We start from the raw sequence: 15,467 nt of genomic DNA, 5'->3' as shown, positions 1-15,467 counted from the left end.
ATAAGAATGAATATAGAAGACCATAAAAAGAAAAAACAGATAGCCATCCTCGGATCTACCGGTTCTATCGGTACGCAGGCGTTGCAGGTGGTGGAAGAACATCCCGACCTGTACGAGGTTTATGCGCTCACTGCCAACAACCGGGTGGAAAGCCTGATTGCGCAGGCGAGGAAGTTTCAGCCGGAGGTGGTGGTGATTGCCAATGAGGACAAATATGCCGGGCTGAAAGAGGCGTTGAACGATATGCCCGTCAAAGTGTATGCGGGAATGGATGCCTTGTGTCAGGTAGTGGAAGCCGCTCCGATCGATATTGTGCTGACGGCGATGGTCGGCTATGCGGGCTTGAAACCTACGATGAGCGCGATTCGTGCCGGAAAAGCCATCGCGTTGGCCAACAAAGAAACGCTGGTTGTAGCCGGCGAATTGGTCAATGAGTTGGCGCAACAGTATCGGACGCCGATTCTGCCCGTCGATTCGGAGCATTCCGCCATTTTCCAGTGTCTGGTCGGTGAGTTTGGAAATCCGATAGAAAAGCTGATTCTGACGGCTTCCGGCGGTCCGTTCCGCACATGCTCGATGGAGGAATTGCAGACCGTAACCAAGGCTCAGGCCTTGAAGCATCCGAATTGGGAGATGGGCGCCAAGATTACCGTCGATTCCGCCACGATGATGAATAAAGGCTTTGAGGTGATTGAGGCGAAATGGCTGTTCGGAGTCCGCCCCGATCAGATTGAAGTGGTAGTACATCCGCAGTCGGTGATACATTCTATGGTACAATTTGGAGATGGTTCCGTAAAAGCGCAGCTGGGTATGCCGGATATGCGTCTTCCCATTCAATATGCTTTCTCTTATCCGGAACGTATTTCTTCGTCATTCGAACGGTTGGATTTTTCGAAATGTACGAGCCTGACATTCGAGCAACCGGATACGCGGCGCTTCCGCAATTTAGCTTTGGCGTACGAAGCGATGCACCGAGGCGGAAACATGCCTTGCAGCGTCAACGCAGCCAACGAGGTGGTGGTCGACGCTTTCCTGAAAGACGGCATCGCATTTCTCGGCATGAGCGATGTGATAGAAAAAACGATGGAGCGCGCTTCTTTTATCAAGAATCCCGTTTATGAAGATTATGTGGCGACCGATATCGAAGCCCGCCGCATTGCCTCGGAGTTCGTGCGCTCTTCTCGTGTTTAATATAATAATATGTAATCAGTAATTTGTAAGTAATAAACATGGAAACATTTTTGATTCGTGCCCTGCAACTCATCATGAGCCTTTCGCTGCTTATCATCATTCACGAAGGCGGGCATTTTCTTTTTGCCCGTTTGTTTAAGGTGCGCGTAGAAAAATTCTGCTTATTTTTCGATCCTTGGTTCACGCTTTTTAAGTTTAAGCCGAAAAAGAGCGAAACGGAATATGCTGTGGGATGGCTGCCTTTGGGAGGTTATGTCAAGATTGCCGGTATGATCGACGAGTCGATGGATGCCGAACAGATGAAACGCCCCGAACAGCCTTGGGAGTTCCGCTCCAAGCCGGCATGGCAACGCCTGCTGATTATGATCGGCGGTGTGTTGTTCAACTTCCTTCTGGCATTGTTTATCTATTCGATGATTTTGTTTGCCTGGGGCGACCAGTATGTAAAGGTACGGGAGACTCCGTTCGGAATGGATTTCAACGAGACAGCCAAGTCGGTCGGCTTCCGTGATGGAGATATTCTTCTGTCGGCGGACGGTGTTCCGTTCGAACGGTATGACGGAGACATGATGAACCGGATTGTCGATGCCCGTGAGGTTAGTGTGCTTCGTGGCGGTGAAAAGGTATCGGTGTATATTCCTGAAGATATGATGCAGCGCTTGATGACAGATAGCGTCCGTTTCGCTTCTTTCCGCTTTCCGTATGTGGTGGACAGCGTGATGGCGAACTCGCCTGCCGCCCTTGCCGGGATTCAGGTGGGAGACAGCATTATTGCTTTGGATGGAAAGCCGGTTTCTTTTTCGGACTATAGCATGGCGATAGCCGGGCGGAAGAAAAATGAGGCCGCTCTTCGTAACGACAGCATCGATCCCCGCTCCATCACATTGACCTATGTGCGTGCCGGCGAGACGAATACGCTGACTATGCAGCTCGATTCTGCTTATAAGATGGGAGTGGTAGCCGGATTGTCGGCCGAACGACTGCTTCCGGTGGTGAAGAAAGAGTATGGTTTCTTCGAATCATTTCCTGCCGGTATGGCATTGGGTGTGAAAACGTTGAAAGGCTATGTGGGAAATATGAAATACTTGTTCTCGAAAGAGGGGGCGAAACAGCTGGGAGGTTTCGGAACGCTGGGAAGCATTTTCCCGGCTACATGGGATTGGCATCAGTTCTGGTACATGACGGCTTTCCTCTCTATCATTCTTGCCTTTATGAACATACTTCCCATTCCGGCATTGGATGGCGGTCATGTGCTTTTCTTGCTTTACGAGATGATTGCGCGCCGCAAACCGAGCGATAAGTTTATGGAATATGCCCAGATGACGGGGATGATCTTACTTTTCGGGCTTCTGCTTTGGGCGAACTTCAACGATGTGCTGAGGTTTTTCTTCTGATAGGTTTTGCCTCCGTGAGCGTGTCATGAAATAAGTCATTCCGGGCTTTTTAGGGATTGCCTCGCCGAGTTTCAATAAAGTTTCGGCGGGCGGTTCGAAAGCACAATTGAGCTTTCGAACCGCCCGCCGCCTTTTTTTCAAAGCCCGCCGCCTTTTTTTCAAAGCCCGCCGCCTTTTTTTCAAAGCCCGCCGCCTTTTTTTCAAAGCCCGCCGCCTTTTTTTCAAAGCCGGTGTGGCGCCGGTGCCGGGGATAAAGCGGTCTAATTTATTCTTTCAGCCGCAGAATCCGCTGGTTGCTGCTTCCTCTGAATTCGAGATAGGGGGAAAATAAATCCTGTTCGAACCGTCCGTCCACCAATACATCTATGTAAGGAAGTACGGTGTTCAGGCGGGGAGAGGCCTTGATTTCTTCGTAAGTGTAGCCCGTATAGCACCAGATGTTCAGCCCCGTTTCCTGCTTCACTCTCCGGATAAGGGGAAGGAAGGCTTCGGGGTGGAAGAGCGGATCTCCTCCGGAAAAAGTGATTCCGTCGAGTAGCGGATTCGAGCGAATCTCACGGATGATTCGGGAAATGAGCTCGTCTGTGAGCAACTCTCCGGCATTCGGGTTCCAGCTTTCCGGATTGTGGCAACCGAGACAGTGGTGGGAGCATCCGGCCAGGTAAATGGAATACCGGATGCCCTCACCGTCGACAATCGTTTCCGGATAAGTTCCCAATAAACGAAGCGGGGGAAGTATGGTATGCGAAACGGTCATGTGCCGGATGTTACAGATGTTTTACCCGGTCCTTCTCTTCCGCCCGTTTGGCGGAATTCCATGAACTGAGGTCTCCGGTGAGATAACCGGTGATGCGACGCATGCGGAGAATATTTTCGCTTCTGCATACAGGACACTTGTCGTAGATCACTCCCTTGTAACCGCATTGGTGGCAGGTGTCTACCGGATGGTTGATCGAACCGTATCCGATGCCTTCATCGTGCATCACCTTTACGATTTTGGCAATGGCGCGGATGTTTTTCTGGGCTTCGCCGTCCAGCTCCACATACGTGATGTGTCCTCCTCGGGTGATGGCATGGAACGGAGCTTCCCGCCTGATTTTATCTACGATGGAAATAGGCTCTTTTACATCGACATGGAAAGAATTTACATAATAATCACGGTCGGTAACTCCGGGTATTTTACCGTATTTGCGGCGGTCCATACGGGTGAACCGTCCCGACAGCCCCTCGGCGGGAGTTGCCAGTACCGAATAATTCAGACCGTACTTTTCTTTGTATTCATCCACCACTTTGTTCATCTCCATCACTGCCTCGTAAAGCGTATCCCATGCCTTCCGACTGTGTCCGTGACCTTCGCCGTAGAGAGCGACCATCGCGTTGTGTCCGCCGATGAAGCCTATGCCCAGTGTCCCGCTGCGCAACACGTCGCCCACCTGTTCGTTGGGGTTGAGCGCGCCGCCGCCTTTCCATACGTCGTTCCCCATCATGAAAGGAAACTGGCGTGCCAAGGCGGTACGCTGATATTGGTAGCGTTCGTAAAGCTGGTCGGCTATCAGCGAGGCGGTGCTGTGTATCGACTCTATGAATATCTCTTTGGCTTTTTGTTCTATCGCGTCTTTCTTCCGTTCGTCTTCGATCAGACTCTCGGCTTTGATGCGTGCTTCGATGGCCAAGCGGGGCATGTTCAGCGTAGTGAACGAAAGGTTTCCGCGCCCCAACGACGATTTCTCTCCGGCGAGGTTTTCGAATACGCGCGTGCGGCATCCCATCGTGGCCAATTCATATATGTATCGTTTCGGATCGTCGGCTTTCCATTTTTCGTTTTGGTTGAACGGTGTGTCGAGGAACATGAAATTCGGGAAAAGCGCCTTTGCGGTAGTCTGGCAGGCCTTCAGCAACAAGTCGAAGTTCGGCGCAGCGTAACTTGCTTTCATTGCGTCTTCCATGTTTTCCATTTTCATCGCTTTTTCAAAATCGGCTGCCGAATACGACACGCCGTCTTTTACTTTGAATATCTGAATGGGGAACACCGGCACTTCCCCACGATCTCCGAGTCCTTCGATGGTGGCTTTCAGCAGTTCTTCAATCACCATCCGTCCTTCGGCGGACGTATCTGTTCCGTAGTTGATGGAACTGAACACCACTTGGTTGCCGCCTCTGGAATGCATCGTGTTCAGGTTGTGGATGAATCCCTCCATCGCCTGATGCGTATCTTTCTGAGTTTGCAGGTACGCCTTCTCGATGATGTGCGCTAAGTGTTCCTTGTCTATATTGATTTGCAGGGCTACCAGGGCGATACGTAAGGCTTCTCGATCCAATTCGCCCGATTTGATGGAGGGAAGGTGCGCCTCGATCAGTTTGCGGATTGCGCTCTCTTCAGCTTCCCGGCCATTTCCCATAGCTACATAGAAGTTGATGAATGACGCCAGATGTTTGCGGAACGATTTGGCTACTCCTTTCGCCATGAAGAAATCGAAAGCGGGAATGGCTTGTCCGCCGTGCTGTTCGTTCTGGTTGGTCTGGAAGATGATAGTAGCCAGCGTGGCGTAACTCTGAATACTCTGCGGCGTACGGATGCTGCCGTTCTTGGTGCGGAATCCCCGTTCGAAGAGATCGTCCATATCGTATTGAATGCAGGTAGTCGTCTTCGTGGGATAATAATCGAGATCGTGGATGTGGATGTCGCCCAACTGGTGCGCTTCGGCAAAACGTTTGGGAAGAAGATACTTATAGGTATAGTCTTTCGTCACTTCCGAGGCGAAGGTCATCATCTGCCCGGCAGGCGTGTGGCTGCTCATGTTGGCATTGCTCAGGTTCACATCGTTCTTGTCGATGGCCACGATGCCGTCCATCACATGTTTCATCTGAGTCTTTTTGTCGCGCTCGGTGTTTCTCCACTCGCGATAGATGATATACTTCTTGGCAACCTCCGGCCGTACTTTCATCAATTCTTTCTCTACCAGATCCTGAATCTCTTCTACGGTAATGGTAGGAGTGGAGAATTGGCTGATTACATTCATTGTGATGTCGGCAATTAGTTGCTGCTCATCTTGAATACCGGTAGCGTTGAATGCTTTGCTGATCGCATTCTTGATCTTACTGATAGAGAAATCTTCTCTCTTACCATCACGTTTGATGATACAAATTTCCGCGTAGTTCATAACTTTAACTCCCGAAAGTGTTAGACATTAATAATATGTAGGTTTGTTCCGGCAGGTCTTCTGACTTATCTCTCCCTCGTACGCCTTCCCTCATCGAATGAAGTGGCATCGTGTACGGATTCAACGAGAATTACAGCAGCGGGTACTGTCGCCGATTCGCACAGCGTTCCCTCATGACTAAACCTCTTTTAGTTCCGAAACTGTGAGACAAAGATAATAGATTATACGATAATTCGGTAACGTTTTAACATTAAAAGATGGAAAACTTTTTATGTTTATCGAAAGAGAAAGTTGTCCAAAACGGAAAACTTTTTTATAAATATCTTGTATGTAGTTTCCCATTTGGGAAAGCTGTCATTATTCTCGTCTTTTTCTTCTTCCCTTTTTTAACAGTACGAAACAACTTGTCGCAAGGGCTCGCTTGAAACAACTTTGAGATCTTTGATTTTGCTTTACACCTATTCTTTTATGAAGAAAAAAGCGGCTTGTCCGCATGATAATCGGGAGAGTTCGGCTTTGCTTCAGTATATCCTTCCCTCATATTGCAATTACATTATGAATGATGAACAAAGAAGTTTTCTTTCTGAAATCGGCATAAGCTTCGGGAGGATAAACACCTTTGGCGATGGAAAGACTGTGAACGACCAAAACTTCTTTGCCCTCCACCCGAATGGTCGATTTGAAGTTGCCGAACCGGGTCTTCAGCTCTGTGTTTCCGGGTCTGCCTTCGATCACATACCCTTCGGGAAGGTGAATACGGATGCTGTCGGTGTCTGCATATCCGTAATTGATGTGGATGGGAGTCTTACGTTCGGTGGAAAGGGCAAAGCCGTGATGGATGGTAATATCGCTGTAATTAGGCATATTTCTCTATATTTACTTTGCTTTCAGGATCGCACTGTTGATACTTCTGTCCACATCGTTGGAGTCGTGGGAAGTCTTCTTGCCGAAGTCGAACGTGTAAGCCAGTTTCACATAAGCAGTCTGTTGATAAATACGGCTGGCTTGTTTCTGACTGTATCGGTACACCTCATAATCAGCATATTCCCGATAGTGGATATGTTTGGTAAACGGATTCTCCGTCCCAGCTTCCGCCATCCAATTTTTTCCGCTGTAACGAACCGACAGACCATAAGAAGCGGGCAGTTTTCGAAAGACCTGTGTCCGTTCGTCCAATAGCCTCTCGGTAGTCTTGGCATGTCCGTTCACCGAGAAAGACCTAATGAAAAAACTTACGTCGAACGAAGCAGACAAATTCTTCTGTGACAAACCTGAGCAACCGGGTACATACATGTAACCATATTTCAATCCGATATTTGTCTGTAAGTTTTTCGAAATTCGGCTGGAGATAGCAATCTCAATGTTGGCGGTATTGAACGACTGGTCCGAAGCATAACTGCTTATCAGTTTATCTCCCTCCAGAAAATACGTAGACGAAATATTATGCCGGTTCAGAGTATACCATGTCTTACCCTGAAAATTGAACAGGGAGTGAAATTGACCTGCATACATGAAAAACCAATTATACAAAGTAGTATTGTCCAAATAAGGATTTCCCCGTTTGATTTGGTACAGGTCGACGGTTTGGTTGGATGTATTCAAGTAACTGATGTCCGGTTGGTTGTTCCCCAGTGAAAAGCCGATACCCATCCACTGTTTGGTATCCGGCACATAGCGCGCCCACGTATTGATACGGATATTCCATGAGCCGGACAACTCATTACCATGTAGTTTGTAATTCAGCCACGATGCCCCCGGACTCAACATCACGGTCCATTTATCGCCAAACTTGTGCGTGTAGTCGAATTGGAACAATGTTTCCCCTTTCCACAAGTGTTGCCACGAAGCGTGATTGCCTTTGTAGAGTGACGAAGTGACGTTATGGAAATGAGTTACCCGGCTGTACAGTGAATTGGAAGTATTTGGCTGGAACAAATGTGCCACTTGCGCATCGAAAGTATACAGGTCCTCGTCCACTTCCGAAAGTGATTGTAATTTTTCCTCTGTGTACGTCCTCACATAGTCGTTTTGCGTATATCCACCGTTCAGTCGGATTTTAAGTTGATGTTCGGAGTTCAGATAAAAAATCCCGTTCAGATTCACCGACGAACGCATGCTTTCATTCTCCCTATTGTCAGTAGACCCTGTATGATGCAGATCGTAGCCTTCGTAATCCAAAATACCTTGTCGTTTGTCATGTGGTGTTGCGTCACGAACCACAGATATAGAAGCGGACAGGTTGTGCTTTTTGATATCATTGCTCACTTTTAATTGGGCGTATTGCTGGTTGTTGTAATAATCGATACCAGTCTGGTTCGTTTTCCTATGGATAGTATAATGGGGAAACAGCAAATCCTCCTGCTTCTCCATTGATGTTCCGTCGTAGCTTCGCATGTTATGTCCTGCCCAAAAGGAATAATTGGTGTTGCCGTTCGAAAGCTTGGCTCCTGCATTGTAATCTCCTGCCAAATGTCCGATGTTCTGCCATCCGTCCAGAGTAATATAACCTCCGGAACGGTATGTCTTGGTAATATAATTGACGGAAGCTGCGTCGCCTGCAAACTTACCACTCGTGGGCAACACGTAATATTCCACTCGTTTAATATCTTTGGGTTGCAGGTTTTGTATTTCGCGCACGTCAGCCTCAACCCCGTTGATGTAGAGCGTGGCGTTACCGGTCATAGAAGTCACGGTTTTTTTCCCCCGGTCGATGGTCAGTCCCGGTATCATCAGGTTGTACAGCAAGTCGTAGCCGGAAAAGGCGTGCTTCATTTGCGTTTTGTTCGGCAAGACAAGTAAATGGTCTTTTTTCTGAATAAATGAACTTCCCGTTATGGTTACCTCTTCCAATATAACATTGTCTGTTTTCAGAACTGTGGTCGGCAAAGTATATTCTTCCTCGGGCATCTCGAAACTGAGAAATAAATTGATATATCCCACGCAGCTCACTGCTAATATGTATTCTCCGGCTTCAAGGCCCTCTATGCGGAATTTGCCTACATCGTCTGTTATTGTACCACTGACAAATACCGAGTCCGAGCACAGCACACGTACCGTAGCTCCCAAAAGTGCTTCATTGGATTCGTTCACCACATTGCCATGCAGCACGTTCCGAGCGCACAAAGGGAAGGTGCCAATGTATAATGCAATAAATATTATTATCAATCTTCGAATATCCATAAATTATTTTTTAATTAAGTGAGTATTTCTTATTTTATATAATTTCCAAAAACTTCATCGTACTTGATAACATTATAGTACATCGAAACAGATGGATAAAAGGATTTAAACCCATTTGAGTGAAAAGGGGATTCTTTGTTTTCTTCCTCTATATTCACTACACTTGAACCTTGCCGAAACACTTTGGTGTATTCTGAAAAGGAAATGGATAAATCTCCATGGTTATGCCAATGCAGACATGCTTTTCTATGCCATCAACAGAGCCTTGGTGGATATAGGGAATGGAGTGTGTATTAACTATTCTAAACATGTCGTTTAATTTTGATTACTTACTTATCTTTGATTGGTTTGTTTTTTCTTCTTTGTTTATTAGACGGAACTTGTGCACCAAATGGTTGCAATCATCATGTTTTTTGTAGATGTTTGTCGTCAATTGAAATAGAATAATATCCGTTTATTGGGGTAATATGCTGATAATGGGAAGTTTGTTTCTTTGAAGTTACGCGCAAACGAATAGTCTATTGTTGGCAGGCAGACAGAGAAGAAAATAGTAGAATGAGACTGTTGCGCGAAGAAGAGCGCAACAGTCTCATTTTGCAATTACATAACGGATGATGAACAAAGAAGTTTTGAGCGTTTCAGTGCGTGCACTTTTTGTTCTTCCATATCTTGTAAATACTTGCTCCGAAAGTTTTGCGGAGCATCTTAAGTCGGAGATTGTGTTTTATTCTTTTTTCAGCACGATTCTTGCGCTGTATTGTGCGGATACTTTCTTTCTGAAATCGATGAAATCGGCATAAGCTTCGGGAGGATAAACACCTTTGGCAATGGAAAGACCGTGAACGACCAAAACTTCTTTGCCCTCCACCCGAACGGTCGATTTGAAGTTGCCGAACCGGGTCTTCAGCTCTGTGTTTCCGGGTCTGCCTTCAATCACATACCCTTCGGGAAGGTGAATACGGATGCTGTCGGTGTCTGCATATCCGTAATTGATGTGGATGGGAGTCTTACGCTCGGTGATGTGAGGAACGTAGAATTCTTTCCGAAAGATATTTGTAGGAATGAAAAGGCGATTGCCGGTTTTTTCTCCGTATTGGTTGCTGCTTATTGTATATTGAACCGTAACGGAAGGATCGGCTTCCTTGTGTTCGTCTATCCGCAACTGTAAGATGTCGGCTTGCAGCAGTTTGATTCCTTCGCGTATCCGGTCTTTTTGCTTATTCGGCTTTAAGTATGAGAGGTTTGTTCTGTTTTCGTATTGGAATAGACGGGATGTTTCGCTTGCCTCTATCCGGGCTTCCGCATCGGGCGATAGCTTGATATCGGCAGTGATGTGTTGCGTATTGAGGGAATCGGCGTATATGGGAAGTGTATATATGCTGCCTCCCTCAGGTCTTACCAATAAAGCATCGTGTCCGGCAATGCTTTGGTGCACATACCCGAGCGGAAGTTGAGGATTGGTGCATTCGAGCCAAAGTGTGTCCTGCGGAAGAGGGACTTGCAGGATGACATGGTTCATTTGGTTGGCGCTGGAGAATTCCGGAAGCAGCCTTCGGTTGACAGTGCTGATGACGGTATATGTGGAGGGAATGCCCACTTCTTTCAGCATTGCCGCCATGTAGTTGGAGAGTCCTTTGCAGTCTCCGAATCCGGTGCGGCATACATTGGCGGCGGGAATGGGTTGCAGACCGCCGATACCCAATTGAATGCTTACATAACGGGTGGTCTCGGCCAGATAATCGTAAATGGCTTTTACTTTTTCCCGGTCGTTACGGCAATTGGCGGTCAGTTCGTGGAGCTTTGACCGTAGCTCTTCGGGAATTGTTCCCCGCCCCTCGAGGAGCTTGTATTGCCAGGCGCCGTATGTCTGCCAAGTGTCGAGATTCCCTTCCGACTTATCGTAGATGAATGCCGAAGGGGCGAAATAGACACGCGGAAACAATTCGGAGAACGCCGGTCCGAAAGGCTCTTCCGATACCGGTGCCAACTGCGACGCGCGTGCCTCTATGATTCTTTGTCCGGCATCTCCGGCAGATTCTTTGATTTGAATCTTATTGTCATTGTTGTTTAAAGCGTGATACCTGCACGTCTGCCCGGCGGGAAGTTCGATGCGGAAAGATGCTTTTTCCACGCCCTGCAGGAAATCGGTTTGGGGAACGAACGAGGGATAGCCTATGAGCCCGTTGTTGCATTTCACTTCCCATTCATATTTCACAGTGAAAGGGAATGAAGAGAAGTTGCAATTGTAATAATAGACGTAATCGTCCGTAGCCAGATTGGAACTGTACTCGGTTTTCTGCAAATCGGATTTTTTTATTTTGCGTACGGTTTGTCCCGAGGAATTGAGAATCTCTCCGGAGAACTTCTGCAATGAACGGAACATGTCGCATCCGCACACAAATTGTGCGGCGTCCAACCCTTTGGGGTTCAAAACGGTAATCGTCCGGCTCTGCTTTTCGACCGATTGCGTCATCGATTTGCATACGATGTTCGTTTGTGCATCGACTATCACCGAGTTGGCATTAGCGGCATGTTGCGCTTGTAAAGGCAATGCGCAGGCGCTCAGAAGCCCGGCAAACACGTACTGTATCTTATATATGAGATTATTCATAAGAAAAGGATAAATCGTTCGTTTAAATCTTTTTGAGTACCAGAATTTCGTTGTTTTTCTTGGCAACCTCTTCCCAGAAAGCTTTTACGTCCGGATATTCTTCCGGCAGATGGAACAGCTTGTTGTAGGCGAATGTGTATTTGATGTTCACCGTATTGTTTTGCGAGTTTGTTTGGTACTTGCATGTTCCCTGCCCGTCGCTTGTCTTGATGTTGACGGCGGCAGGCAGTTCTTCTACCGTGTATCCTTCGGGAATGTTCAGCGAGATGATCAGAGTCAGTTGCTCGTTATACCTCATTTCCAAAGGTAATTGCCGCTCGGTCTGTATGAACGGGCATTTGCCGGTGTGCAAGAATATCATCGGTTTGATGTAAATCAGGTCATTGTTGGTGGTCGCCTGTTTTGCGAACTTGAATGTTTCCGTCACTTTCGGAGAGAACTCGTCTATTCCTTTCAGGTTGAACTCATTGATCTTGATGTTCTCTCTCGTCTCCAGATTGCTGACGAACTCCGTACTGTCTTTGGCTTCACGGTAGCGGTGGCGGAGTTCTGCGGCATATTGGCCGATATAGCTGCTTTGTCGTTTGCCGGTGATGCTTCCGTCGGCATCGACGCTTGCGTTCACGACAGAAAGTATCTGGTTTTTGCCCAGTTGGCTCAAATCTACCCATTGGCTGCCTGAGTCGGGTGCAATCAGACGGGCGCGGTCTACCATAAGTCCGGGTGGTAAAGTATTCAGGAACCCTCCGGTGGCAGACCCGTCGAGGAAAACAAATGTGTCGTCGGTATCGGCTATTGCCACGACAAAAGTATTGAGCTTTCGGATGCTGGGGTGGGTAATCGGCAACATTCCGGAACCTTTGTGGCTCATCACCACAGGGTAACAGGGGATATCCGCGTCGCGCAACATGCTCATGAGCACAAAGTTGATGTCTGCATTGCTGCCTGTACCTTCCTTTACGGCTTTTTTCACATCTTCGCTGTAAAGGCGGTATTGTTTGTTCCATGAGATTTTTTTTCTCACATATTCATAGATGCGAGAAATTTTATCTTGCCGGCTGTCCAACTCTTCTATTCCGAGCGTTTTCATCTCGTCCCGGTAAGGATTACGCATCTTAAGCGGGTTTCCGAAGTCTTCATTTTCTAACAGTTTCTTGTCGATTCCTTCCCAGCTTTGGGTAAGCGGTTTGTAAGGAGTATTGGGAAATCTCAGTCCTCTTAATTCGAATCTTACACCGCTCCGGTAGTCGTCGGCACACCAGATGTAACTGTCGGAGCGTAAAGAGGGGAGGTTTTCTCCGGTAAGCCGGATGTTCTGTCCGCTGCAAGTAATCATTTCCTGCCCTCCGTTAGGAGTTTTCAGATAATAGTGTAAGCTCTCTTGACCGTTTTTGGAATGCAGGTGCTGTTTGCCGCGCATCTCGATATTGAATTCAAAATATTCGGGTATGGTTATTTCGTATTCCGTGTATGCCACGGGAATATCTTTTTGAGCCTCCCACGGGGATATGTCCTGATAGAAGTCGGAATACAACTGATATTTGTATTCGAATACGGTTCCTTCTTTCACCGAAGGAACGGAAAACTTCACTTGCATGTATCCTTTGTTCAGGCGTTCTTCAAATATCAGGTCGCGTTTCATCTTCGTGCGCACTATCTTTCCGTTTTCCAGATTGTAAGCCGATGCGTCTATCTGGCTGACGCTCTCTTTCATAAGCGAACTGTTCGCATGTAAGTAGTAAGGAATACTGATGTTGGCATAAGATGTTCCTTCGCTTTTGAGGACCTTGATTTTTACTTCGTAGTTGTAGGTGATGCGGAACTCGTTGGACATGAAGTCGTATCGCGCGCTGCTTTTTGAATAAAGAATGACGGCAGCGGCCGCAGTGTCCGGAGCGTAAGTAGTCATGGTCAGCTCTTCTTCGGAGGGTTTGCCGTATTTCAGGCTCGGTTTAAAAGTGTCCGTAGGCTGTTGCGATGATAAAACCGGAGTTAAAAAAAAGCATAGAAATGCGAATAATACGAATGTTTTTTTCATTATCAGACTTGTGTTTTTAGTATTGCGCTGCAAAGTTAAAAAAGAATGTATTAATAAAAAGAAAGCAGGCAGTAAAAAAACAATTGGCCTTTTTTCTTGTATTCCATAACGAGAAGTGTTCTCGGGTATGCATGTACAAAAATAAAATCCATCTCTGCCACTGTGGGTTGTGACAGAAATGGATTTCATATTTTTTACCGGCAAGCGCAGTCGCGCTATGTGAGGCGTGGTTTGTTATACCAAATGCCTGATCCACTCTTCGCGGTCGCCCGGCAGCAAGTCGACGACCGGTATTTCGACCAGCGTGTAGCATCCCGGCTGTTGCTTCATTGCCGCGCGTGCCGAGCACACCAATACTTGTGCGGTTAAAGCAGGATTGTTGATCTGCATCCGGAATTCGAACAATTGGTTCTGAGTTTTCCCGGATACGCCTTTGCGGGTAAGATTTACGCCGTGCCCCATATCGAGCAGTGCGTCTACATTCGGAACGAGCTTGACGTGGGTTTCGTCATTGGCGAAGTAGGGGTCTGCCTTGATGGAGGCGGCTACTTTTTCGAAATCATATCCCTCTTTCAGTTCGATATATACCATGCGGCGGTGAATGCCGGTTCCGGTGGGAATGGTCATCGATAGCGCGGCTTTTACCCCGTCGATGGCTTTCACGGCAACCGTATGCCCCATGCTCATACCGGGGCCGAAGTTGGTATAGGTGATGCCTTTCGGCGCAATGGCTTCGAGCATCGTGCGGACGATGGAGTCGCTTCCCGGATCCCATCCGGCAGAGATGACGGACACGGCTTTATGTTCTTTGGCAGTGGCGTCGAGCGTGCGTCTCAAATCTACAATGCCGGCGTGGATATCGAAGCTGTCGACCGTATGGATTCCCATGGCGAGGTATTCTTTCGCATACTTCTCTACGCTGCGTGTCGGCGTGCAAAGGATGGCGACGTCCACTTTCTCCAGTTCCTTCATATCTTTTACTACGGCATAGTTTGCCAGTTCTTCCGGTCTGTTTTCGGCGCCTGCCCGACGTACAATGCCCGCAATTTCGAAATCGGGCGCCGCCTGAAGGGCGTCGAGCACGTAATGTCCGATGTTGCCATAGCCCACAATGGCTGCTCTTACTTTTTTCATTTTTATTTTTTTTTATGCGTACAATTTTCTTTCTTTCGGTTGTAAATGTAAGCGTTTTATCAATAACTAACAGGAGCGTGAGCCGATATTTTATTTTTTTTATCACACTTTCATTCTGTGGTGAAAAACTATTATCTTTGTGCATTATGATAGAATATATACGTGGCGAGCTTGCCGAACTCAGTCCGGCAACCGCAGTGATCGATTGTAACGGTGTGGGGTATGCCGCCAATATCTCGTTGAATACTTATTCCGCTATTCAGGGAAAGAAAACGTGCAAGTTGTATGTCTACGAGGCTATTCGAGAAGACGCGTACGTGCTATACGGATTCGCCGACAAGCAGGAACGGGCAATATTCCTTTTGTTGATCTCGGTTTCGGGCATAGGGGGAAATACGGCGCGGATGATTCTTTCAGCCTTGTCGCCTGCCGAGCTGGTAAACGTCATCGGTACGGAAAACGCCAATTTGCTGAAAACGGTCAAGGGAATCGGACTGAAAACGGCGCAGCGGATCATTGTGGATTTGAAAGATAAGATAACGACTGTGGGCGTATCGGACGGAGGGATCTCTGCTTCGGGAACAACACTTTTACCGGCTGTGAATACGGAAGTGCACGACGAGGCGGTAGCTGCTTTGACCATGCTCGGCTTTGCGACTGCTCCTTCGCAAAAGGTGGTGACGGCTATTCTGAAAGAAGAACCTTCGGCGCCGGTGGAAAAGGTGATCAAGTGGGCTTTGAAAAGACTGTAATAATTT

At 47.5% G+C, this 15,467-nt stretch carries 10 protein-coding genes and 1 riboswitch; of the genes, 3 read left to right on the top strand and 7 right to left on the bottom strand.

Annotated features, from left to right (window positions below):
• The first annotated feature begins 6 nt into the window (after positions 1-6).
• Positions 7-1,191: a 1-deoxy-D-xylulose-5-phosphate reductoisomerase gene (locus C234_RS0104245; protein ID WP_027324759.1), complete on the top strand. Its 1,185-nt coding sequence runs from the start codon at positions 7-9 to the stop codon at positions 1,189-1,191.
• A 38-nt stretch (positions 1,192-1,229) separates the two neighbouring features.
• A complete protein-coding gene (rseP, locus tag C234_RS0104240; RefSeq protein ID WP_027324758.1) occupies positions 1,230-2,585 on the top strand; it encodes an RIP metalloprotease RseP in 1,356 nt (451 codons plus the stop codon).
• A 265-nt stretch (positions 2,586-2,850) separates the two neighbouring features.
• Here the strand turns inward: rseP and nrdG are convergent, their stop codons facing one another.
• The 7 genes from nrdG to C234_RS0104200 form a co-directional block, all read right to left on the bottom strand.
• Positions 2,851-3,342, bottom strand: coding sequence for an anaerobic ribonucleoside-triphosphate reductase activating protein (nrdG, locus tag C234_RS0104235; RefSeq protein WP_027324757.1), 492 nt, complete (start codon positions 3,340-3,342; stop codon positions 2,851-2,853).
• A 10-nt stretch (positions 3,343-3,352) separates the two neighbouring features.
• Positions 3,353-5,746 (bottom strand): anaerobic ribonucleoside triphosphate reductase, encoded by a 2,394-nt coding sequence (locus C234_RS0104230; protein ID WP_027324756.1) that lies wholly within the window; start codon positions 5,744-5,746, stop codon positions 3,353-3,355.
• A 33-nt stretch (positions 5,747-5,779) separates the two neighbouring features.
• Positions 5,780-5,960: riboswitch (cobalamin riboswitch) on the bottom strand.
• 323 nt (positions 5,961-6,283) lie between these two features.
• On the bottom strand, positions 6,284-6,610 hold the full coding sequence (locus C234_RS0104225) for a DUF3858 domain-containing protein (RefSeq protein WP_027324755.1): 327 nt from the start codon (positions 6,608-6,610) through the stop codon (positions 6,284-6,286).
• 12 nt (positions 6,611-6,622) lie between these two features.
• Positions 6,623-8,926, bottom strand: a complete 2,304-nt coding sequence (locus C234_RS0104220; protein WP_034537544.1) for a carboxypeptidase-like regulatory domain-containing protein — start codon at positions 8,924-8,926, stop codon at positions 6,623-6,625.
• Between the two features lie 724 nt (positions 8,927-9,650).
• The gene (locus C234_RS0104210; RefSeq protein WP_051290152.1) at positions 9,651-11,537 is read right to left on the bottom strand and encodes a transglutaminase domain-containing protein; all 1,887 of its coding nucleotides are present in this window, start codon (positions 11,535-11,537) and stop codon (positions 9,651-9,653) included.
• A 22-nt stretch (positions 11,538-11,559) separates the two neighbouring features.
• On the bottom strand, positions 11,560-13,575 hold the full coding sequence (locus tag C234_RS0104205) for a DUF3857 domain-containing protein (RefSeq protein WP_027324752.1): 2,016 nt from the start codon (positions 13,573-13,575) through the stop codon (positions 11,560-11,562).
• A 234-nt stretch (positions 13,576-13,809) separates the two neighbouring features.
• Positions 13,810-14,709, bottom strand: a complete 900-nt coding sequence (locus C234_RS0104200; protein ID WP_027324751.1) for a diaminopimelate dehydrogenase — start codon at positions 14,707-14,709, stop codon at positions 13,810-13,812.
• A gap of 146 nt (positions 14,710-14,855) precedes the next feature.
• Here C234_RS0104200 and ruvA point away from each other — a divergent pair, with 146 nt between their 5' ends.
• On the top strand, positions 14,856-15,461 hold the full coding sequence (gene ruvA / locus C234_RS0104195) for a Holliday junction branch migration protein RuvA (RefSeq protein ID WP_027324750.1): 606 nt from the start codon (positions 14,856-14,858) through the stop codon (positions 15,459-15,461).
• Positions 15,462-15,467: the final 6 nt, after the last annotated feature.

The sequence above is a fragment of the Bacteroides pyogenes DSM 20611 = JCM 6294 genome, assembly GCF_000428105.1.
In the GTDB taxonomy this organism is placed as follows: Bacteria; Bacteroidota; Bacteroidia; order Bacteroidales; family Bacteroidaceae; genus Bacteroides; species Bacteroides pyogenes.
The sequence above is the reverse complement of the archived record's forward strand: the minus strand, read 5'-3'. Positions and strand labels throughout refer to the sequence as shown.

What these genes read in the sequence shown, in the direction of transcription:
- C234_RS0104245 (WP_027324759.1), top strand. Translation starts at nt 7, where the DNA reads ATGAATATAGAAGACCATAAAAAGAAAAAACAGATAGCCATCCTCGGA.
- rseP (WP_027324758.1), top strand. Translation starts at nt 1,230, where the DNA reads ATGGAAACATTTTTGATTCGTGCCCTGCAACTCATCATGAGCCTTTCG.
- nrdG (WP_027324757.1), bottom strand. Translation starts at nt 3,342, where the DNA reads ATGACCGTTTCGCATACCATACTTCCCCCGCTTCGTTTATTGGGAACT.
- C234_RS0104230 (WP_027324756.1), bottom strand. Translation starts at nt 5,746, where the DNA reads ATGAACTACGCGGAAATTTGTATCATCAAACGTGATGGTAAGAGAGAA.
- C234_RS0104225 (WP_027324755.1), bottom strand. Translation starts at nt 6,610, where the DNA reads ATGCCTAATTACAGCGATATTACCATCCATCACGGCTTTGCCCTTTCC.
- C234_RS0104220 (WP_034537544.1), bottom strand. Translation starts at nt 8,926, where the DNA reads ATGGATATTCGAAGATTGATAATAATATTTATTGCATTATACATTGGC.
- C234_RS0104210 (WP_051290152.1), bottom strand. Translation starts at nt 11,537, where the DNA reads ATGAATAATCTCATATATAAGATACAGTACGTGTTTGCCGGGCTTCTG.
- C234_RS0104205 (WP_027324752.1), bottom strand. Translation starts at nt 13,575, where the DNA reads ATGAAAAAAACATTCGTATTATTCGCATTTCTATGCTTTTTTTTAACT.
- C234_RS0104200 (WP_027324751.1), bottom strand. Translation starts at nt 14,709, where the DNA reads ATGAAAAAAGTAAGAGCAGCCATTGTGGGCTATGGCAACATCGGACAT.
- ruvA (WP_027324750.1), top strand. Translation starts at nt 14,856, where the DNA reads ATGATAGAATATATACGTGGCGAGCTTGCCGAACTCAGTCCGGCAACC.